Source organism: Phaeobacter sp. SYSU ZJ3003 (assembly GCF_041300735.1).
Lineage (GTDB): Bacteria > Pseudomonadota > Alphaproteobacteria > Rhodobacterales > Rhodobacteraceae > Phycobacter > Phycobacter gallaeciensis_A.
The window spans coordinates 210,414-230,725 of sequence record NZ_PXNU01000001.1 but is presented as its reverse complement, the minus strand read 5'-3'; the positions used below and the strand labels follow the sequence as shown (position 1 = coordinate 230,725).

General features: G+C 61.3%; 16 protein-coding genes. 10 read left to right on the top strand and 6 right to left on the bottom strand.

Features of this window, described 5'->3' with window-relative positions:
* The 6 genes from nuoL (at window position 1) to C6W91_RS01065 (ending at window position 8,413) form a co-directional block, all read left to right on the top strand.
* On the top strand, window positions 1–2,130 hold the full coding sequence (gene nuoL / locus C6W91_RS01090; RefSeq protein ID WP_274868066.1) for an NADH-quinone oxidoreductase subunit L: 2,130 nt from the start codon (window positions 1–3) through the stop codon (window positions 2,128–2,130).
* Complete coding sequence (locus tag C6W91_RS01085; RefSeq protein ID WP_274831828.1) at window positions 2,130–3,677, top strand: NADH-quinone oxidoreductase subunit M; 1,548 nt, start codon at window positions 2,130–2,132, stop codon at window positions 3,675–3,677. Before nuoL ends, C6W91_RS01085 begins: the two co-directional genes overlap by 1 nt.
* Before the next feature lie 14 nt (window positions 3,678–3,691).
* On the top strand, window positions 3,692–5,131 hold the full coding sequence (gene nuoN / locus C6W91_RS01080; RefSeq protein WP_065273133.1) for an NADH-quinone oxidoreductase subunit NuoN: 1,440 nt from the start codon (window positions 3,692–3,694) through the stop codon (window positions 5,129–5,131).
* A 70-nt stretch (window positions 5,132–5,201) separates the two neighbouring features.
* Complete coding sequence (locus C6W91_RS01075) at window positions 5,202–5,951, top strand: biotin--[acetyl-CoA-carboxylase] ligase (RefSeq protein WP_274836737.1); 750 nt, start codon at window positions 5,202–5,204, stop codon at window positions 5,949–5,951.
* A 13-nt stretch (window positions 5,952–5,964) separates the two neighbouring features.
* On the top strand, window positions 5,965–6,753 hold the full coding sequence (locus C6W91_RS01070; protein ID WP_274828795.1) for a type III pantothenate kinase: 789 nt from the start codon (window positions 5,965–5,967) through the stop codon (window positions 6,751–6,753).
* Complete coding sequence (locus C6W91_RS01065; RefSeq protein ID WP_065273136.1) at window positions 6,743–8,413, top strand: ribonuclease J; 1,671 nt, start codon at window positions 6,743–6,745, stop codon at window positions 8,411–8,413. Before C6W91_RS01070 ends, C6W91_RS01065 begins: the two co-directional genes overlap by 11 nt.
* 86 nt (window positions 8,414–8,499) lie before the next feature.
* On the opposite strand, the gene C6W91_RS01060 is transcribed toward C6W91_RS01065, so the two are convergent.
* From C6W91_RS01060 to C6W91_RS01035, 6 genes are all read right to left on the bottom strand, one after another.
* Window positions 8,500–8,673 carry an RSP_7527 family protein gene (locus C6W91_RS01060; RefSeq protein ID WP_274828794.1) on the bottom strand — a complete coding sequence of 58 codons (174 nt, stop codon included), beginning with the start codon at window positions 8,671–8,673 and terminating at the stop codon, window positions 8,500–8,502.
* A 221-nt stretch (window positions 8,674–8,894) separates the two neighbouring features.
* Window positions 8,895–10,400: a DEAD/DEAH box helicase gene (locus C6W91_RS01055; RefSeq protein WP_274868063.1), complete on the bottom strand. Its 1,506-nt coding sequence runs from the start codon at window positions 10,398–10,400 to the stop codon at window positions 8,895–8,897.
* A 201-nt stretch (window positions 10,401–10,601) separates the two neighbouring features.
* Complete coding sequence (locus tag C6W91_RS01050; RefSeq protein WP_342456149.1) at window positions 10,602–11,516, bottom strand: glycosyltransferase family 2 protein; 915 nt, start codon at window positions 11,514–11,516, stop codon at window positions 10,602–10,604.
* A gap of 157 nt (window positions 11,517–11,673) precedes the next feature.
* Window positions 11,674–13,281, bottom strand: coding sequence for a peptide chain release factor 3 (locus C6W91_RS01045; RefSeq protein ID WP_065273138.1), 1,608 nt, complete (start codon window positions 13,279–13,281; stop codon window positions 11,674–11,676).
* Between the two features lie 166 nt (window positions 13,282–13,447).
* Entirely contained in the window at window positions 13,448–14,197 is a 750-nt protein-coding gene (locus C6W91_RS01040; protein WP_274868061.1) for a hypothetical protein, read from the bottom strand.
* A 251-nt stretch (window positions 14,198–14,448) separates the two neighbouring features.
* Window positions 14,449–15,462, bottom strand: coding sequence for a Hint domain-containing protein (locus tag C6W91_RS01035; RefSeq protein ID WP_274868060.1), 1,014 nt, complete (start codon window positions 15,460–15,462; stop codon window positions 14,449–14,451).
* 215 nt (window positions 15,463–15,677) lie between these two features.
* Between C6W91_RS01035 and C6W91_RS01030 the strand changes: the two genes are divergently transcribed.
* The 4 genes from C6W91_RS01030 (at window position 15,678) to C6W91_RS01015 (ending at window position 20,307) form a co-directional block, all read left to right on the top strand.
* Window positions 15,678–16,457: an SDR family oxidoreductase gene (locus tag C6W91_RS01030; RefSeq protein WP_274868058.1), complete on the top strand. Its 780-nt coding sequence runs from the start codon at window positions 15,678–15,680 to the stop codon at window positions 16,455–16,457.
* 4 nt (window positions 16,458–16,461) lie between these two features.
* A complete protein-coding gene (locus C6W91_RS01025; protein WP_274868057.1) occupies window positions 16,462–17,589 on the top strand; it encodes a hypothetical protein in 1,128 nt (375 codons plus the stop codon).
* 171 nt (window positions 17,590–17,760) lie between these two features.
* Window positions 17,761–19,134: a sodium:proline symporter gene (locus C6W91_RS01020; RefSeq protein WP_274868056.1), complete on the top strand. Its 1,374-nt coding sequence runs from the start codon at window positions 17,761–17,763 to the stop codon at window positions 19,132–19,134.
* Between the two features lie 63 nt (window positions 19,135–19,197).
* On the top strand, window positions 19,198–20,307 hold the full coding sequence (locus C6W91_RS01015) for an ABC transporter ATP-binding protein (RefSeq protein WP_274828773.1): 1,110 nt from the start codon (window positions 19,198–19,200) through the stop codon (window positions 20,305–20,307).
* Window positions 20,308–20,312: the final 5 nt, after the last annotated feature.

The following is a 20,312-nucleotide window of genomic DNA, read 5'->3' as shown; positions in this document are numbered from 1 at the left end:
ATGGAAACCATCCTTCTCTTTGCCCCGCTGGTCGGGGCGGTGATCTGCGGCTTTGGCTGGAAGTTCATCGGCGAAAAGGCCGCCACCATCACGGCGACGGGCCTGCTGTTCTTCTCGGCGATCCTGTCCTGGATCACCTTCCTGTCCTTTGACGGGACCACGCAGCACATCGAAATCATGCGCTGGATCGAAAGCGGCTCGCTTTCTACCTCCTGGGGCATCCGGCTGGACCGGTTGACCGCGATCATGCTGATCGTGGTGACCACGGTCTCCAGCCTCGTGCACCTCTACTCCTTTGGCTACATGGCCCATGACCCGCAGTGGAAAGACGGTGAAAGCTACAAGCCGCGCTTCTTTGCCTACCTGTCCTTCTTCACCTTCGCGATGCTGATGCTGGTGACCTCGGACAACCTGGTTCAGATGTTCTTTGGCTGGGAAGGCGTCGGCGTTGCCTCTTACCTTCTGATCGGTTTCTACTACCGCAAGCCTTCGGCCAATGCGGCTGCGATGAAAGCCTTCATCGTCAACCGTGTCGGTGACTTCGGCTTTGCGCTGGGTATCTTTGGTCTGTTCTTCCTGACCGACAGCATCAGCTTTAACGACATCTTCGCGGCGACGCCCGAGATTGCCGAAACACAGCTCAGCTTTCTCTGGGGCGAGTGGAACGCGGCAAACCTGATCGCGATCCTGCTGTTCATCGGTGCCATGGGTAAATCGGCGCAGCTGATCCTGCACACCTGGCTGCCGGACGCGATGGAAGGCCCGACGCCTGTGTCGGCGCTGATCCACGCCGCGACCATGGTGACCGCTGGTGTCTTCCTGGTCTGCCGCATGTCGCCGCTGATGGAAGTGGCGCCGCAGGCGACCATGTTCATCACCGTGCTGGGTGCCACGACGGCCTTCTTTGCCGCCACCGTGGGTCTGGTTCAGACCGATATCAAACGCGTCATCGCCTATTCCACCTGCTCGCAGCTCGGCTACATGTTCGTGGCCGCAGGCGTGGGCATGTATTCGGCAGCGATGTTCCACCTGTTCACCCACGCCTTCTTCAAGGCGATGCTGTTCCTTGGCGCGGGCTCCGTGATCCACGCAATGCACCATGAACAAGACATGACGAACTACGGTGGTCTGCGCAAAAAGATCCCCTATACCTTTGCTGCGATGATGATCGGCACGCTGGCCATCACCGGTGTTGGTATTCCGCTCACGCATTTTGGTTTCGCTGGCTTCCTATCCAAGGATGCGATCATCGAAAGCGCCTATGCAGGTGGGTCCATGTATGGCTTCTGGCTGCTGGTAATCGCAGCTGCGATGACCTCCTTTTACAGCTGGCGCCTGATCTTCCTGACCTTCTATGGCAAGCCCCGCGGCGACAAGCACACCCATGATCACGCGCATGAAAGCCCGATGGTCATGCTGATCCCGCTGGGTGTTCTGGCGCTGGGTGCGGTCTTCTCAGGCATGGTCTGGTACAACAGCTTCTTTGGTCACGCCGATCAGGTGGGCAAGTTCTACGGGATCCCGGTTGCTGAAGCTGGCGCGCATGGCGAAGCTGCTGAAGGTCACGGTGAAGCAACCGATGGCCACGGCGAAACCGCCACCGACGGACACGGCGCTGCGGATGAAGGTCATGGTGAAGCCGCTGGTGGACATCACTACGTCTTTGCTGGTGAGCCGGGTGAGGGTGCTCTGTACATCGCGCCGGATAACCATGTTCTGGACGATGCCCACGCGGCTCCATGGCAAGTCAAGACCGCGCCCTTCTTTGCGATGCTGGGCGGTCTGATCCTGGCGCTGTGGTTCTACATCTGGAACCCCTCGCTGCCCGCACGTCTGGCCGAGCAGCAGCGTCCGCTGTACCTGTTCCTCCTGAACAAGTGGTACTTTGACGAGCTGTACGATGCGATCTTTGTCAAACCCGCCCTGGCGATCGGCCGCTTCTTCTGGAAGAAGGGCGACGGCAAGACGGTTGACGGTTTCCTGAACGGTGTGGCCTTGGGCATCGTGCCCTTCTTCACCCGTCTCGCTGGCCGGGCCCAGTCCGGCTTCATCTTTACCTATGCCTTTTGGATGGTGCTGGGCATTGCCGCCCTTGTCACCTGGATGTCGATCGGCGGAGGAGCGCACTGATGGACAACATCCTTTCTATTATCACCTTTATCCCGGCATTTGCGGCGGGCCTGATGGCCCTGTTGCTCCGGGGAGAGGATGAAGCGGGTCAGCGGAACGCCAAATGGATCGCGCTTCTGGCGACAACGATCACCTTCCTGGCGTCGCTCTATATTTATGTGAACTTTGATGCCGCCAACACGGGCTTCCAGTTCGTGGAAGAGGCCGACTGGATCTTTGGCCTGAAGTACAAGATGGGTGTCGATGGTATCTCGGTGCTCTTCGTGCTGCTGACCACATTCGTGATGCCGCTGACCATTCTGGCCAGCTGGAATGTCACGGTCCGCGTCAAGGAATACATGGTGGCCTTCCTGCTGCTTGAAACCCTGATGCTGGGCGTCTTCATGGCGCTGGATCTGGTGCTGTTCTACCTGTTCTTCGAAGCGGGCCTGATCCCGATGTTCCTGATCATCGGGATCTGGGGCGGCAAGGAGCGGATCTACGCCTCCTTCAAGTTCTTCCTCTACACCTTCTTCGGTTCGGTCCTGATGCTGGTGGCCATGGTGGCGATGTACGCTGACGCGGGCACCACCGACATCGAGACCCTGCTGACCCACAGCTTCTCGGCCGCGAGCTTTGACGTGCTGGGTATCCATGTGGTGGGCGGCATGCAGACGCTGATGTTCCTGGCCTTCTTCGCCTCCTTCGCGGTGAAGATGCCGATGTGGCCGGTGCATACATGGCTCCCCGATGCGCACGTTCAGGCGCCGACCGCAGGCTCGGTCGTGCTGGCAGCGATCATGCTGAAGATGGGGGGCTACGGCTTCCTGCGCTTCTCCCTGCCGATGTTCCCGGTCGGATCGGACGTGATGACTGATCTGGTGCTCTGGATGTCCGCCATCGCGGTTGTCTACACCTCGCTGGTGGCGATGGTGCAGGAGGATATGAAGAAGCTGATCGCCTACTCGTCGGTTGCGCACATGGGTTTTGTGACCATGGGTATCTTTGCGGCCAACCAACAGGGCGTAGACGGTGCGATCTTCCAGATGCTGAGCCACGGTTTCATCTCGGCTGCGCTGTTCCTTTGCGTTGGCGTGATCTACGACCGCATGCATACCCGTGACATCGACGCCTACGGCGGCCTTGTGATCCGGATGCCTGCCTATGCGCTGGTGTTCATGTTCTTCACCATGGGCAACGTCGGCCTGCCGGGCACTTCGGGCTTCATTGGTGAATTCCTGACCCTGATGGGCACCTTCCAGAAGAACACCTGGGTTGCAGCTGTTGCTGCCACCGGCGTGATCTTCTCGGCTGGCTATGCACTGTGGCTCTATCGCCGGGTGGTCTTTGGCGATCTGATCAAGGAGAGCCTCAAGACCATCAAGGACATGGATGCCCGCGAGCGGTTCATCTTTGCGCCGCTGGTGGTGATGACGATCCTGCTGGGCGTCTACCCGTCGCTTGTCACCGATATCATCGGCCCGTCGACCGAGGCTCTGATCTCGAATTTCAACCATTCTCTGGCCGCCGCTGACACCTCGTCGGCGACCCAGATTGCTTCGCACTAAGGGAGCCAAGGCAGATGATCCAAGCTGATCTCTCCGTCGTCCTGCCAGAGATTATTCTGGCTGTTTACGCAATGCTGGCACTGCTGGCGGCGGTTTACACGGGCAAGGACAAGCTGGCCGCGACGCTGGTCTGGTCCACCGCAGCCCTGATGGTCGCCCTGGCGGTCTGGATCGCAACCGGCGGCAATGGCACGCACGAGGCCTTCGGCGGTATGTTCGTCGATGATGGCTTTGCCCGCTTTGCCAAGGTTCTGGTTCTGATCGGTGCCGCAGCGGTGCTGGTGATGGGACAAGAGTACATGTCGCGCCGCGGCATGCTGCCCTTTGAGTATCCGATCCTGGTTGCGCTCAGCACCGTGGGGATGATGGTCATGGTGTCGGCAGGCGACCTGATGGCGCTTTACATGGGGCTGGAGCTGCAATCTCTGGCGCTTTACGTGGTTGCCGCCCTGCGCCGCGACAGCGTGAAATCGACCGAAGCGGGCCTCAAGTACTTCGTGCTGGGCGCACTGTCTTCCGGTCTGCTGCTCTATGGCGCCTCGCTGGTCTACGGTTTTGCCGGTACCACGAAATTCGCCGGTATCATTCAGGTGGCAGAGCATAACCACATGTCGCTGGGCATGCTGTTCGGCCTCGTCTTCCTGATCTCGGGCATGGCGTTCAAGGTCTCGGCTGTTCCGTTCCACATGTGGACCCCGGACGTTTACGAAGGTTCGCCGACGCCGGTTACCGCCTTCTTCGCCACCGCGCCCAAGGTTGCTGCGATGGGTCTGTTCGCCCGTGTTCTGCATGATGCATTCGGCGGTGCGGTTACCGACTGGCAGCAGGTCATCGTGGTTTTGTCGGTTCTGTCGATGTTCCTCGGCGCCATTGCCGCCATTGGACAGACCAACATCAAACGCCTGATGGCCTTCTCCTCGGTTGCACACATGGGGTATGCGATGATCGGTCTCGCAGCGGGCACCGAACAGGGCGTGACCGCGATGCTGGTTTACCTGGCCATCTACGTCACCATGAACATCGGCACCTTCTCCTTCATCCTGATGTTGGAAAAAGACGGCACGCCGGTCACCGATATCAACGCTCTGAACCAGTTCGCATCGCGCGAGCCGGGCAAGGCGCTGGCGGTGCTGATCCTGATGTTCTCGCTGGCCGGTGTTCCGCCGATGCTGGGCTTCTTTGCCAAGCTGGGCGTGTGGCAGGCGGGTGTTGATGCGGGCCTGATGGGGCTGGTTGTGGCCTCGGCTGTCGCGTCGGTCATCGGTGCCTTCTACTACCTGCGTATCGTGTTCTACATGTACTTCGGCTCCGGCGAAGGTGAGGTCGAGATCAAAGGATCTCCGGTGCTGACGCTGGCGCTGATGGGATCGGCTGCACTGATGCTGATCGGGGTGGTCTACCAGTTCGGTATCGACGGGGCAGCGGCTGCTGCCGCCGCAACGCTTGTAAATTGATCTGTCGTTCAGACAGTCTCGGAAGGCCCGGTCACATGACCGGGCCTTTTGTGCGTAAAGGTGGAGGCGTTTGATGACCTGGCCGACGGGATATGGGAAACGGGTTCTGCCCGAGGTGGACAGCACCCTGGACGAGGCAGCGCGGATCGTCGGTGAGCTTCAGGGCCCCGAGTGGATCCTGGCCCTGCGCCAGACCAAGGGTCGCGCCCGCCGTGGCCGCGACTGGAAAGATCCCAAGGGCAATTTCGCAGCCACGCTGGTGATCCGTCCCGAAGGTCCGGCGTCGCAGGTGGCGTTGCGCAGCTTCGTAGCCTCTCTGGCGGTCTATGACGCCTGCGAGTCCCTGACGGGGCGCAGCGAAGGACTGGCGCTGAAATGGCCCAATGATGTGCTCCTGAACGGCGGCAAGCTGGCCGGTATCCTGTTGGAAAGCGTTGGACAAGGCACAGGTGTTAGCCACCTGTCCATCGGTATCGGGGTGAACCTGATGGAAACCCCGATGAAGGAATGGCTGGAACCCGGCGCCGTGTGGCCGGTTTCGCTCCTGTCGGAGACCGGTATTCAGGTCGCGCCAGAGGATTTCCTTGAGGCGCTGGCTGCGGCCTTTGCCCGATACGAGGAGCAATTCGTAACCTACGGGTTTGAACCGATCCGGACCGCCTGGCTGGCCCGCGCCGCCAAGCTGGGTGAGGTCATCACGGCACGCACCGCAACGTCGGAAACCGAAGGCACGTTCGAAACGGTGGACGCCAGTGGCAACCTTGTCCTAAACACCGCCAAAGGCCGCATTTCGATCCCGGCCGCGGATGTCTATTTCTAGGAAGGACAAGCCCATGCTTCTGGCCGTCGATTGTGGCAATACCAATACCGTCTTCTCGATCTATGACGGAGAGCAGTTCATCGGCATGTGGCGCACCGCCACCGATTGGAAACGCACCGCAGATCAGTATTACGTCTGGCTCAACACGCTTATGCGACTGCAGGGGATCGAGGCGGATATCACCGACATGATCATCTCCTCTACTGTGCCGCGGGTGGTGTTCAACCTCCGTGTTCTGGCGGACCGCTATTTCAACACCCGGCCCCTTGTGGTTGGCAAGCCCGATTGCCTGCTGCCGGTCGAGGTACGCGTGGATGAAGGCACCGCCGTGGGGCCGGACCGTCTGGTCAATACGGTGGCCGGCTTCGATCACTACGGTGGCAATCTGGTGATGGTGGATTTCGGCACCGCGACCACCTTTGACGTGGTGGCCGAAGATGGTGCCTATGTCGGCGGCGTGATCGCCCCCGGCGTGAACCTTAGTCTTGAGGCTCTGCATCAGGCGGCCGCTGCGCTGCCACATGTGGACATCTCTAAACCGCAAAAAGTCATCGGCACCAATACCGTGGCCTGCATGCAATCTGGCGTGTTCTGGGGCTACGTGGGGCTGGTGCGAGAGATATGCACCCGCATCAAGGAAGAGCGCGGTGTGCCTATGAAAATCATATCAACAGGCGGGCTGGCGCCTTTGTTCCAGCAAACGGCGGATCTGTTTGACGCATTCGAGGACGACCTCACGATGCACGGCCTACAGGTCATCCATAAATACAATAAGGATAACGGTACTCCGAATGAGCACTGAACGATTGATCTATCTGCCCCTTGGCGGGGCAGGTGAAATTGGCATGAACGCCTATGTCTATGGCTATGGTAAACCGGGCAAGGAACGGCTGATCCTGGTGGATCTGGGCGTTGCGTTTCCGGATATGGAGACCAGCCCGGGCGTGGACCTGATCATGCCCGACATCACCTGGCTGAAGGAACGCGTTGACCAGCTTGAGGCGATCTTCATCACCCATGGTCACGAGGACCACATCGGGGCGGTCTCGCATCTCTATGGGGATCTGCGGGTGCCGGTTTATGCGCGCGCCTTTACTGCCAATCTTGCCCGCCGCAAGATGGAAGAGCGCGGCCATGATCCCAAGGTGGTGCAGACCGTATCGGCATGGCCCGAAGTGACCAAGCTCGGCCCCTTTACCGTTGGTGTCGCGCCGATGTCCCACTCCATTCCCGAAAGCGGGGCATTGGTGATCGACAGCCCGGCTGGACGGATCGTGCACACCGGCGACTTCAAGCTGGACCCGAACCCGCTGGTCGGTGAGGCCTTCGATCCGCAGATGTGGACCGAAATCGCCAAGGACGGCGTGCAGGCGATGGTCTGCGATTCCACCAACGTCTTCTCGGCTCATCCGGGGCGCTCTGAATCCGAACTGGCGCCGGAGATCACCAAACTGATCGAGAGCGCAACCGGCATGGTTGCTGCCACCACCTTTGCCTCCAACGTTGCGCGAGTGAAAACCCTTGCCGAAGCGGGCGAGCGGGCAGGGCGGTCCATCGTCCTCTTGGGCCGTGCCATGCTGCGGATGGTTGAGGCCGCCGTGGAAACCGGTGTGCTGAAGGATTTCCCCAAGGTGATCCAGCCTGAGGACGCGCAGGAACTGCCGCGTGACAACGTGATGCTGATCACTACCGGTAGCCAAGGCGAACGCCGGGCGGCAACCGCGCAGATGGCACGCGGTAAGTATCGCGGGCTTGAGCTGAAGGCCGGTGATCTGTTCCTGTTCTCCTCGAAAACCATTCCGGGCAACGAGAAGGGCGTGATCCGCATCATGAACCAGTTCTCGGAGCGCGGCGTCGACGTCGTAGATGACAGCTCTGGCCTGTACCACGTGTCGGGCCATGCCAACCGTCCCGACCTTGAACAGCTGCACGCGCTGGTCAAACCGAAGATCCTGGTGCCGATGCACGGCGAACACCGCCACCTGCGCCAGCATGCGCGCATCGCCGAGGAAAAAGGCTATGCCAGCGTTGTGGCGGTGAACGGCACCATGCTGGATCTTTCCGGTGATCAGGGGCCGAAGATCGTCGACTATGTGGACACCGGCCGGACCTATCTGGATGGATCGGTCAAGATCGGCGCGCTGGATGGCATCGTGCGTGACCGGATCCGCATGGCGCTGAACGGCCACGTGGTGATCACGGTGATCCTTGATGAAGAAGACGAACCACTGGGAGAGCCCTGGTGCGATATCAAAGGCCTAGCGGAGACCGGAACATCCGATGCGGCGCTGGCTGAGGTGATCGAAGAGGACCTGAACCAGTTCCTGATGCGCGCCGGTGCCAAGACCCTGCGCGACGATGACAAGCTGGAAGGCGAGTTGCGCCGCGTGGCGCGTCAAACCGCGAACAACGAGATCGGCAAGAAGCCTGAAGTAACGGTGGTGATCAGCCGTATGCGCTGATCCCTACTTGTCAAAGACAGAAAACGAAAACGCCCTGACTGGATAAGTCAGGGCGTTTTTGTGAGTGGTGGTATTCGAAAGTGCGATCAGGCGTGGCGCGGGCGGTGCACCAGTGCGGTGATCTTGTGGACGGCGCCGCCGATGCGTGCCACCAGGGCGCGCAGCATGTTGCCCATTGCCGCGCTGCGCATTGCATGGGCGCGCTGCTCGATGGCCTGGATGTCCTGTGCGGTGAGCGGGGTGTTGTCGAACTGGGTCATTTAACTTTTCAACCTATGAGATGTGTCTGTCTTGCTTGCGGGTGACATAGTCCCCTGCGGCGGGTTTGACATCCGGTCAAATGATCAATGCCGCCATGCTGCAGGTGCAAAGCAAGTCACCAAACCGCGAATAATCGGTTGGCAGGCGCCGTAGGGGAGAACGAAAAACGGCTGCATCCCATTCAGGATGCAGCCGTCAAAACTGTCAAAGTGCTGATGCGTCAGCTAGCGCGGCGTTCGTCAAAGGACAGTGCAATAAAGCTGGGCATGTGATCGCCCATGCCTACAACCTTGCGGTCGTCGCGGCGGTCCTGCTTGCCTCCACGGCCACCACGCGATTGTTTCGCTGGCTTTTCAGCATTGGCCGATTTGTCGCCAGAGCGGGACTGGGATTTTGGCGCGGTTGCTGTGTCCGTATCCGCGTCTGCTGCCTGATCTGCCTTTGCATCCTTGGGCGCGTCCTGACCCTTGTCCGCCGATTTGCCACGGCGGCTGCGGGTCGGCTTGGGCTTGCTTGCGGCGGTATCATCCTTGCCTGCGTCCACGGCATCTTCGGTGGACTTGCGGCTGGGTGCCTTTTTAACAGGGTTTTCCAAGCGGGCGATAGTCTTTTGAACCAGGCTTTCGACTGCATCCAGCGCCTTTTCATCGCGCGGGGTACAGATGGTAATCGCCTTGCCCTCACGGCCGGCGCGGCCGGTGCGGCCAATCCGGTGCACGTAGTCCTCGGCGTGGCCGGGAACGTCGTAGTTGAACACATGGCTGACGCTGGGCACGTCGAGACCGCGGGCAGCCACGTCCGAAGCCACCAGTATGCGCAACTGGCCTTCGCGGAACCCATCAAGGGTCTTGGTCCGCTGGCTTTGGTCCAGATCGCCGTGAATGGGCGCGGCGTCATAGCCGTATTTCTTCAGCGACTTTGCCACCACATCCACGTCCATTTTGCGGTTGCAGAAGATGATCGCATTGGTCAGCTTTTCGCCTTCCTGATCGATCAGCGCGCGCAGTACTTTGCGCTTTTCGCTGCCTTCGCGATCCTTACGGGAGGCTTTGAATTCCACAACGGCCTGTTCGATTGTTTCCGAAGTCGTCGCCTGACGGGCGATTTCGATCCGTTCGGGGTTCGACAGGAAGGTGTTGGTAATCCGCTCGATTTCTGGCGCCATGGTGGCCGAGAAGAACAGGGTCTGGCGGGTAAAGGGCGTCAGGCCAAAGATGCGTTCGATATCGGGGATAAAGCCCATATCGAGCATCCGGTCGGCTTCGTCCACCACCATGACCTTCACATCAGAAAGGATCAGCTTGCCGCGTTCGAAATGGTCAAGCAGACGACCGGGCGTTGCGATGAGAACGTCGACGCCCTTGTCGATCAGTTGGTCCTGTTCCTTGAAGCTGACGCCGCCAATTAGCAGGGCCTTGGTCAGTTTCAGGTGCTTGGTGTAGGTGTCGAAGTTTTCAGCAACTTGTGCTGCCAGCTCGCGCGTGGGGCAGAGCACCAGGCTGCGCGGCATCCGCGCACGCGCGCGACCGCGGGCGAGCATCGTGATCATAGGCAGGGTGAAAGAAGCGGTCTTCCCGGTGCCGGTCTGGGCGATCCCCAGAACGTCGCGTCCCTCCAGCGCGGGCGGAATCGCTCCGGCTTGGATCGGGGTGGGGGATTCATACCCGGCTTCCTCAATTGCCTTGAGGACCTTGGGGTTCAAGTTCAGATCGGTGAATTTTGTCATATGCGTCCGTTTTTGCGGACACTGACCAGGCCCGCGCGTGTGTGAGTCAGCCGGTTTCGCAAGGTCATGCGGTTTGGCAGCTTCCGGCTTCGGGGCGGACTTAGCAAAATACGGGTGCACCGTCAATTGAAGCCTGATTTTGCAGGAGAAAACGCGGTTTTTCGCGCTCTTTCGGTGCATATTTGCAGAGTTTATCGCCCTTTAGGCGAATTTGGGAAAATGTTTGGCGCGTTTCTCCGCGAGGCGCAGTTCACGGATTCGCAGGCAGCCTTCCTGCTCAAGCCGCGCTCGCAGTTCCGCGCTGTCGGCGCAGGTCTCCTCAAAAAAACCGCGCAGACCGTCGGTACCCTTTTCCGCCTCGATGGCCGAGAGGAGTTCGTGCAGATTGATACCGCCCTTGTCGCGGGGCCGGGCCGGTTTCAGCTCGGATCGGTAGGAGCCCTGCTTCAGCCGGTAGCTGTAATGCGACAGCCAGCTGTCCCAATCGCGGGCGTGAAGATGGCACAGGTCGACGTCCGGCAGGACCACCTGGCTGGGATTTTCCTCCCCGTCCACGAAGAAATTGTGGATGCGCAGCTTGCCCTCTTCCATGCCAGGACGGACGAAAAGTTTGCCTTGGGTATGGCTGAGAAAGCCGCTGAGCAGATGCTCGCCATAGGTGGGATAAAGCTGCCCGGCCCGGGCACCTCTGTCGCTACCACGGGGGATTTGCGTCTTGAAGGCAGAGCCGTCGCCTCCGGCCAGGCTTTCAATCGGGTACGCGCGCGCGCAGAGAGCCGTTTCGGGCTGGCGCGCCAGCACCTGTGACAAGGGCTCTTTGGACCAGAGGAATTCATCCACATCCATATGGATCAGCCAATCCAGCCCCTTGCTCTGACGTCTGTAGGCGCGGGTGGCATTCAGGGTTTGCCGGACCTGGTGCTTGTCAGGTTTGCCGCCCTTGCGCCGCTGCGCCCAGGAGGCATCATCGCAGTCGAAAACCCGGATCTTCGTGTGCTGCGCCAAGAGATCGCGTGCCTCGGGGCAGGGGGCATCAAGATAGAGGAAAAGCCGATGCGCGCCTGCGTCGAGATGATAGGCGGCAAAGTTCAATACCTCCTTGGCCTCGGCCTTGATGGTGCTGACGATACCCCATGTCTGTGTCGGCGAATGTGTCAGGGCAGCCTCTTAGAACGGCGGTTCAGCAGGACGGCGCAGTCGGCGGCCGCCTCCAGATCACCGCCGGTCTGGAAACGCGCCCGGGCCATGTTGAACCGCCCGGGCATTGATGGTGTTAGACCATCATTTCCTTGGTCGCGGTCAGTTTCAAGTCCGGATAATCCCGTTCCACTCGGTCGATGTCCCATTGCAGCCGCGTCAGGTAGACGGTGTCGCCGTCATGGTCTGTTGCGATGTGCTGCTTGTTGGCGTTGATGAATTTCTCCACCGCCGGTTTTTCCCCGGAGACCCAGCGGGCCGAGGTGAACTGAGAGGGCTCAAAACGCACCGGCAGGCCGTATTCCATCTCGATCCGGCTGGCGAGCACTTCGAACTGCAAAGCACCCACAACGCCGACAATGAAGCCGGAGCCGAAGGAGGGTTTGAAGACCTTGGCGGCGCCTTCCTCTGCGAATTGCATCAGCGCCTTTTCCAGGTGCTTCGCTTTCATCGGATCGCCCGCCCGCACGGTCTGCAGCAGTTCCGGCGCAAAGGAGGGGATACCGGTCGCCCGTAGGGCCTCGCCTTCGGTCAGCGTATCGCCAATGCGCAGCTGGCCGTGGTTCGGAATACCGATGATGTCACCCGCCCATGCCTCTTCCGCCAGTTCCCGGTCCGAAGCCAGGAACAGCACCGGGTTCGAGATCGCCATGGGCTTCTTGGTGCGCACGTGGGTCAGCTTCATGCCACGTTTGAAATGGCCCGAGGCCATGCGCACGAAGGCGACGCGGTCGCGGTGCTTGGGGTCCATATTGGCCTGTACCTTGAAGACGAAGCCGACGACCTTCTTTTCCTCCGGACAGACCTGGCGCGGGCTGGCCTTTTGCGGTTGCGGCTCGGGGCCGTATCGGCCGATCCCATCCATCAACTCCTTCACCCCGAAAGAGTTGATCGCAGAGCCGAACCAGATCGGGGTCATATGCCCCTCCAGCACCGATTGCGGGTCAAGGGTCGGCAACAGCTCCTTGGCCATCTCCACCTCTTCCAGGAACTTCTCTAGCAGATGCGCAGGCACGTGTTCTGCCAGTTTCGGATCGTCCAGCCCTTCGATCGAGATGCTCTCGGCAACCTTGTTGCGGTCGGCGCGGTCCATCAGCTCCAGCCGGTCACGCAACAGGTCATAGCAGCCGATGAAATCGCGCCCGACTCCGATGGGCCAGCTGGCGGGGGTCACGTCAATCGCCAGCATCTCCTGGATTTCGTCAATGATCTCAAACGTGTCGCGGCTTTCCCGGTCCATCTTGTTACAGAAGGTCAGGATCGGCAGATCGCGCAGGCGGCAGACTTCGAACAGTTTCTGCGTCTGGCTCTCGACACCTTTGGCGCCGTCAATCACCATCACTGCCGCATCCACCGCCGTCAGCGTCCGATAGGTGTCCTCGGAAAAGTCCGAGTGGCCGGGCGTGTCCACCAGGTTGAAGCGGAAGCCGTCGAAATCGAACGACATGGCCGAGGCCGAAACCGAGATGCCCCGGTCCTTTTCCATCTGCATGAAGTCCGAGCGCGTGCGCCGCGCTTCGCCCTTGGCGCGCACCTGACCGGCCATCTGGATCGCGCCGCCATAGAGCAGGAATTTCTCGGTCAGAGTGGTCTTGCCCGCATCCGGGTGCGAGATGATCGCAAAGGTGCGGCGCCGCGCGATTTCGGGCGGCAGTTCGGGGCGGTTTGTGACGGAATCCAGCATGAGCGCGCGTATATCAGGATTGCGGGTCGAGGCAAGAAAAACAGGCGGGCCCCTACGTGCACGGGGTATACACCGGGTCGATTGCATGCCCCGGCAACCCTTTGTCAAAATGTCCAACTTGCGTGCGCTGCGTCTCGGGTGGGTTTCAGCCCGGCGTCACCCTCTTTCAGCGCACGACCTTCAACCCCACAAGTGCTTGCGAGACAGCGCTGCGCAGCGCCAATGAACAATGCGAACGTACAAGTTGCTTCTCGCTGGTCGAAAAATTGGCCCAATCTTTGGCTTGCAAGTTACCTGGAATGACAGATCGACCGCTTACCTGTTTGCCTTCAACAACTTGACTGCTAGTCGCGGGATCGACCAGAGATGCGGTGAGGCCGACTGTGCAGGCATTCTCCCCGATAAGCGCTTTATTTACTGCAGGGTTGCGAACCCACAGGACAAAACGCGGTTGGTATTTTTCACCTTTGGCTTTTTCAGCACTTGCGATGGCGCCGATTGCAAATAGCCCGCCGCCGAGGGCAAAGAAGTCGCGTCCGGGATTGTAGTTCTGGCCCAGAATATCTAGGGGCGTTTGCTGAAGTACGATGACGGCGTCGGTCTTCTGCGCCGCTGTGCCAGTGTGCGACGGAACGTTTGCAACGACTGCGCCTGTCGGGGTGAGTTGTTCCTTTACAAAACCGCCCGCCGTCGATGCGGCGTTCCATCCCAATTGGCCGTCAATCGGCTGTGGCTCGGCGAATGCAGCGTCCCAGTAAGTCGACACAACATTATCACTGATTTGAGTGACTAGGCCGATTTTTGAATACTGCGCTTGCGCATCACTCGGAATACCGACCTGGGCCGTATCCAAGCACCCGGTTAAACTCAGGGCTGCGACCACGCTGAATAGTCGGATGAGGCTTTTTGCTTCCATGACCTTTCCCCTTTCAGTTCCGCGCGCAAAGCATTCTGAACTGACCTACAGCTGCACGCCTTGATCCGGATCATGGCAAAGGTACGGAAACGCCATTGCACCCACCTGTCTGGTTGCGCTGCGGATGATCTCGTATGTCCGCATTGGTGTCGGCGGGCCCGAATTCTGCATTCGGACTTGGGACCCGCTTCACGTCTGACCCCGAGGATAATGCAAGGTCGTCATCAAATAACGCGTAACATCAAAAAGGCCTACCGCAGCGACGCCCGCTTCAACAGCTCCACCAGATCCGGGCGGTCCAAGAGCGGGCTTGGCACGTCCAGCCCGTGGCTGTCGCGGCGCTGGGGGGGGATGGACCCGTCTGCGATCCGCTGCAGCAGGCCTGGGGGAAGGGCGGGTTCGGTCACCGGGTCCAGGAACAGGCTTTCGGCGGCGATGCCCTCGGCATAGACAATGTGATGGCGGTCGAACAGCAGCTGGAAATAATCCACGAACCCGCCGTCCTGCACCACCACGCTGTCTCCGTTCACCAGATGGCGGGCGGCGACCAGCAATTCCGGCGTTCCGGCCCCCAGCGCATCGTGGCGCTGGTAGACCATCAGCCGGTGATCGGGGCTGACCAGCAGGTCGCGGGCATTGTTGAGCGTGCCCTTGCGGATCAGGATCGGGGCCATGGCGCCGGTGGCGCGACTGGTGGTCTGGCCGATCCAGCGCAATTCCTGCACGCCATCATCGCGGGTCAGGATGCGGTCACCGGGGCGCAGATCCTCGATGGGCTTCTGGGCGCCGGTGGCGAGGGTAATATGAGTGCCCCGGGTAAAGGCGATCGAGGCCATCTGCGCCAGCCGCGCGCGGGCGGGGGCGCGCTCGGCCTTCAGCAGGGTATATCCGGTCTGCGGCACTAGCGGCGCCATCGGCACCAGGTAGACCGCGGCGATCAGCCCTTCGGCATCGACCTCCACCATCACCAGCGCATCCACGTTGGGACCGGCCTCGGCCATCAGGGTGAGCGCGCAGTCAAGATGCAGCGCAGCGCCGGGCTGGCCCAGCTCGCTGTCCTCGGCGATGGTGAAGCTGCCATCGCTGCCGCTGGCCACCGACAGGCGTTGGGGGGCTGTGGCGCTGGGGGCGAGCATATAGACATCGTCCAGCACCAGATCCTCCAGCACGCCCAGCGGATCGCCCATATTGGCGCCGGTCTCCACCAAAAAGGCGGCGGCGGCATGGGCCGGGATGGATCGGATCGCGGTGCGGTCGGCTGTCACGGTATGGCTCGTCTGTGCAAAGAAGGGGCGGCGCGGGCGCCAGCGGTTGGTGTAACCTATCCGGGAAATATGGCACGAAACGGACCACAACGGACAGAATTTCTGACCCGTGATCACGACATAGATGATCAGGGCGGGGGCGGGAAGGCTGGTCAACGGCGGGCGCAGAGTGCACAGTCTGCGCCGGAAACGAAGAATCCCGATGGAGGACGAACATGGAACTGGGAATTGCAGGCAAGCGCGCATTGGTCTGTGCCAGCAGCAAGGGTCTGGGTCTTGGCTGTGCCGAGGCGCTGGCCGAAGCCGGGGTCAATCTGGTGATGAACGCACGCGGAGAAGAGGCGCTGCTGGCGGCGGCGCAGACCATCCGCGATACCTATGGCGTCGAGGTCGAAACCGTGGTGGCAGACGTGACCACCGCCGAAGGCCAGCAAAAGGTGCTGGAGGCCGCAGGCGCGGCCGACATTCTGGTCACCAACGCGGGCGGCCCGCCCCCCGGCATGTGGTCGGACTGGGAGCGCGACGATTTCATCAAGGCGCTGGATGCCAATATGCTGGCGCCGATCGCGCTGATGAAGGCGCTGCTGCCCGGCATGATGGAGCGCGGCTGGGGCCGGGTGGTCAATATCACCTCGCAATCGGTGAAGGCGCCGATTGCGGTGCTGGGCCTGTCGAATTCGGCGCGCGCTGGTCTCACCGGCTATGTTGCGGGCACTTCGCGGCAGGTCGCAGGCAGCGGTGTCACCATCAACAATCTGCTGCCGGGCATTCACGCCACTGACCGCGCCGTGTCGCTGGACACCGGTGTGGCCGGGCAAAAGGGCATTTCCATCGAAGAGGCCAAGTCCCAGCGTGAAGCGACCATTCCGGCGGGCCGCTATGGCACCCGGCAGGAATTCGGCGCGGCCTGTGCCTTCCTCTGCTCGCAGCATGCGGGCTTTATCGTGGGGCAGAACATCCTGCTGGATGGCGGCGCCACCAATATGACGCTGTAAGGCGATGGCCAGCGGTTTTTCCCTGAAGGACCAGCTGTTTAATCCGGAAAAGACCCGCTATCTGGCGGGTCTTTTTGCTGCCTGTGACCCCGCTTTCGACGCGCCGGGGTTCGAGGCGCAGGTGAACGCCCGCCTGCCGGAGCTGGAGCTGAAACAGAGGATCGACTGGATCGCCGAGGTTTTGGGTCAGCATTACGCTGCGCCCTTGCCCGAGGTCGCGCCACTGCTGCGCGCGGCCCTGCCGCCGCCGCTGGACCCCGGCAATCGCGACGATGATTTCGGCGATTTCATCTTTGCGCCCCTGGGCGAATTCGTCGTGTCCAAGGGGCTGGAAGCGCACCCGGATCTATCACTGGATCTGCTGGAGGCGCTGACGCAGCGGTTCTCCATGGAATTCGCCATTCGACCCTTCCTGAACCGCTGGCCCGATCTTACGCTGGAGCGGATGCAGGAGTGGGCCGGGCACGACCATTACCACGTGCGGCGGCTGGTCAGCGAGGGCACGCGCCCGCGTCTTCCTTGGGGCCTTGGGATCGGGCTTGATCTGCGGGCGCCGCTGCCGCTGCTGGACCAGCTGCACCGGGATGGCACGCGCTTTGTCACCCGCTCGGTCGCCAACCACCTGAACGACATCGCCAAGAAAGAGCCGGATCTGGTGGTCGAGATCCTGCGCCGCTGGGGCGAGGCCGGACAACAGACGGGCAAGGAAATGGACTGGATCACCCGCCATGCTTGCCGTGGACTGGTGAAGGCGGGGCACCCGGGCGCACTGGGCCTTCTGGGATACGATCCGGAGGCGCCGGTGGAGGCCAGGATCACGCTGCAAAGCGCAGCGGTGCCCATCGGCGATGCACTGTCTTTCTCTGTCGATCTGGCGGGGCCAGCGGGGCAGCCGGTGCTGGTCGATTACCGGCTGCATTTTCAGCGCCCCGGCGGCAAAGCCTCGGCCAAGGTGTTCAAGCTGAAACAGGCAAAGCTAGTGCGCGGTACTCTGAAGCTCAGCAAGGCACATAAGCTGAAAGGGGATGCCACCACGTTCAAACTGGTGCCCGGGCCGCATCGGCTGGAGCTGCTGGTCAATGGCAATGTGCGGGCGGAGGCTGCTTTCGACCTGCTGCCAGCGGGGGAGTAATCGGCAACAACCCGGGACGATGGAATATCCGGCGCAACGGCCGCCGAGGGTGCCTGTTTTGCGCGCAGGTCACTCAGTTTGTCCCTGACACCGCTTCACATTCCTGTGGGCAATATGGTGCGGTAAGGGCCTGCCTGCTACGCCGAGCCCATCAAAACGGGGATAACGATCATGCAGGCCATCGCCATAACCACCATCTTTGCCGCTATCATATTGCTCAGCCTCTACTATGCGCCGCGCAAGGCCACCGTGGGCGGGTTCTTCGGCGGTCAGTCCGACAGGGGCGAGGCGCCGACCCTGTGGACGCTGGTGCTGTCACAGGTGACCACATGGATCTTCGCGCGCTCGTTGATGAACGCCGCGATCCTGGGCTTTTACTACGGCATCGCGGGAACTCTGGCCTATGCGGCCTACTACGGATCCTTTCTGACCGGCGGCTATATCGTTGGCCGGATGCGCGCACAGGGTGCGACATCGGTGCAATCCTGGCTGGCGGAGCGTTTCGGCGCCACGGGCACCACCGCCTATAATCTGGTGATCGCGCTGCGCCTGTTGTCCGAGGTTTTTGCCAACCTGCTGGTGGTCGGGCTGATCTTTGCCGCCGCCCTGCCGGATGTGGCAGGGGCCGAGACAACCGCCATCCTGGTGGTCGGTGTGCTGGCGCTGGCCTATTCCGCATGGGGCGGGCTGTCAGCGGCGCTGCGCACCGATGTGATCCAGATGTCGCTGTTCCTCGTGGTCTTTGGCGCCGCCTTTGTGGCGCTGATCCTGCGCCCGGGCTTTGATATCTCTGCGGTGATGACCGCGCAGGGGGCAGCGGGCGCCCATAATGGATGGGTGCTGCTGGTGGTGGCCGCGCTGCAGGTCTTTTCCTATCCGGTGCATGATCCGGTGATGATGGACCGCGGTTTTCTTGCCGATCCCGCCACCACCCGCAAAAGCTTTTTGCATGCCTTCTGGATTTCGGCGCTTTGCATTATCGCCTTTGGCTTTTTCGGCATTCAGGCTTCCCTTGAGGGCGCGGAATACGAAGGCCAGCTGTTGGGCACCTGGGCGACTATGCTGCCGGGCTGGGTTTTCGTCATGCTGATCGTGTCGCTGCTGGTTTCGGCGCTCTCGACGCTTGATTCCGCGCTCAGCTCGGCCGCGCGTCTGGTGGTCGAAGAACTGCGCCTTGCGCCGCGCAGCCTGATGGGCGGCCGTATCGCCATGGTGGTCTTTGCCGCTGCTGGTGGCGCGCTGACGCTTTGGGGGAACAAGACGCTGTTTGATGCGGTGGCTGTATCCGGTACCGCCTCGATGTTCCTGACCCCGGTGCTGGTCGCGGGGCTTCTGGGCAAACGACAGGTGGCGACCTGGGCCTATCTGGTTAGCTTAGGCTCTGCCATCCTTGGCGCGGCGGCCTATATGTTCCGCGATGCACCGGGCGTCTCGGGGCTGCTGTACGATGGGCACAAGTACGAGCAGCTTTTGCAGATCTGCGTGATCGTGCTGGTGGTCGGCTTTGCCGCAGTGGCGCGCGGCAGCCGCAGGGTTGAAGCCTGACAGGGGGGCTGCTACATCTGCGCCAAACCCGATGGAAAGCGTCGGAAACAGCTCCGAGGCCGCATGAACACTGCCCCTGCCGAAATGCTCAGCACCATGGCCCCGCCACGGCTGGAAATCCGCAATATCAAGCGGTTCTTCGACGGGCGCCCGGTGGTCGACGATGTGTCCCTGCAAATTCAGGCGGGGCAGGTGACCTGCTTGCTGGGTCCCTCGGGCTGCGGCAAATCCACCACTCTGCGCATGATCGCCGGGGTGGAGATGCAGGACGAGGGCGAAATCTATGTGGATGGCAAGCTGATCTGCGACACGGTGTTCCGTGTCCCGCCCGAGCGGCGCGAGATCGGCCTGATGTTTCAGGACTTTGCCCTGTTCCCACACCTGAGCGTCGCGGATAACGTCGCCTTTGGTCTGAAAGGGCCGAAAGATCAGAAACGCGCCCGGGTCGAGGAGCTGCTCGCCAAGGTGTCGCTGTCGAAATACATCGACGATTACCCGCACCAGCTGTCGGGCGGCGAACAACAGCGCGTGGCGCTGGCCCGCGCCCTGGCGCCGCGTCCGCGTATCATGCTGATGGATGAGCCGTTTTCGGGCCTTGATAACCGTCTGCGTGATGGTATCCGCGACGAGACGCTGACGCTCTTGCGCGAAGAGGACACGGCAGTCCTTCTGGTGACGCACGAGCCCGAAGAAGCCATGCGCATGGCCGATGAGATCGCCCTGATGCGGGGCGGGCGGATCGTACAGCAGGGCGCGCCCTATAACGTCTATACCCGCCCGGTCGATAAGGCGGCGGTGGCTTTTTTCAGCGACGTCAACGTTCTGGATGCACAGGTGAACGGCGCGCTTGCACAGACGCCATTCGGCCAGTTCCTGGCCCCGGGCGTGCCAGACGGCACCGATGTGGAGATCGTCTTTCGCCCGCAGCACGTGCGCATTGATTTCGACCGCGCGGGCAAAGGTCCCTTGCCGACCCCCAGCGACGGCGTCCCGGCGCGCGGTGTGGTAGAACGGGCGCGCTTTCTGGGCCATGAAAGCCTAGTCGAGTTCCGCATGGATTTTGACGGATCGCTCCTGAAGGTGACGGTGCCCAACGTGTTCCTGCCCGAAGTGGGCCGCGTTCTCTGGCTCACCGTGCCGCGCAACCGGTGTTTCGTCTTCCCAAAGGGATAGGGAAC

Coding starts and splice junctions, on each gene's coding strand:
- nuoL (WP_274868066.1), top strand. CDS start 1: ATGGAAACCATCCTTCTCTTTGCCCCGCTGGTCGGGGCGGTGATCTGC.
- C6W91_RS01060 (WP_274828794.1), bottom strand. CDS start 8,673: ATGACCCAGTTCGACAACACCCCGCTCACCGCACAGGACATCCAGGCC.
- nuoN (WP_065273133.1), top strand. CDS start 3,692: ATGATCCAAGCTGATCTCTCCGTCGTCCTGCCAGAGATTATTCTGGCT.
- C6W91_RS01065 (WP_065273136.1), top strand. CDS start 6,743: ATGAGCACTGAACGATTGATCTATCTGCCCCTTGGCGGGGCAGGTGAA.
- C6W91_RS01025 (WP_274868057.1), top strand. CDS start 16,462: ATGGCCAGCGGTTTTTCCCTGAAGGACCAGCTGTTTAATCCGGAAAAG.
- C6W91_RS01040 (WP_274868061.1), bottom strand. CDS start 14,197: ATGGAAGCAAAAAGCCTCATCCGACTATTCAGCGTGGTCGCAGCCCTG.
- C6W91_RS01030 (WP_274868058.1), top strand. CDS start 15,678: ATGGAACTGGGAATTGCAGGCAAGCGCGCATTGGTCTGTGCCAGCAGC.
- C6W91_RS01085 (WP_274831828.1), top strand. CDS start 2,130: ATGGACAACATCCTTTCTATTATCACCTTTATCCCGGCATTTGCGGCG.
- C6W91_RS01070 (WP_274828795.1), top strand. CDS start 5,965: ATGCTTCTGGCCGTCGATTGTGGCAATACCAATACCGTCTTCTCGATC.
- C6W91_RS01055 (WP_274868063.1), bottom strand. CDS start 10,400: ATGACAAAATTCACCGATCTGAACTTGAACCCCAAGGTCCTCAAGGCA.
- C6W91_RS01020 (WP_274868056.1), top strand. CDS start 17,761: ATGCAGGCCATCGCCATAACCACCATCTTTGCCGCTATCATATTGCTC.
- C6W91_RS01045 (WP_065273138.1), bottom strand. CDS start 13,281: ATGCTGGATTCCGTCACAAACCGCCCCGAACTGCCGCCCGAAATCGCG.
- C6W91_RS01015 (WP_274828773.1), top strand. CDS start 19,198: ATGAACACTGCCCCTGCCGAAATGCTCAGCACCATGGCCCCGCCACGG.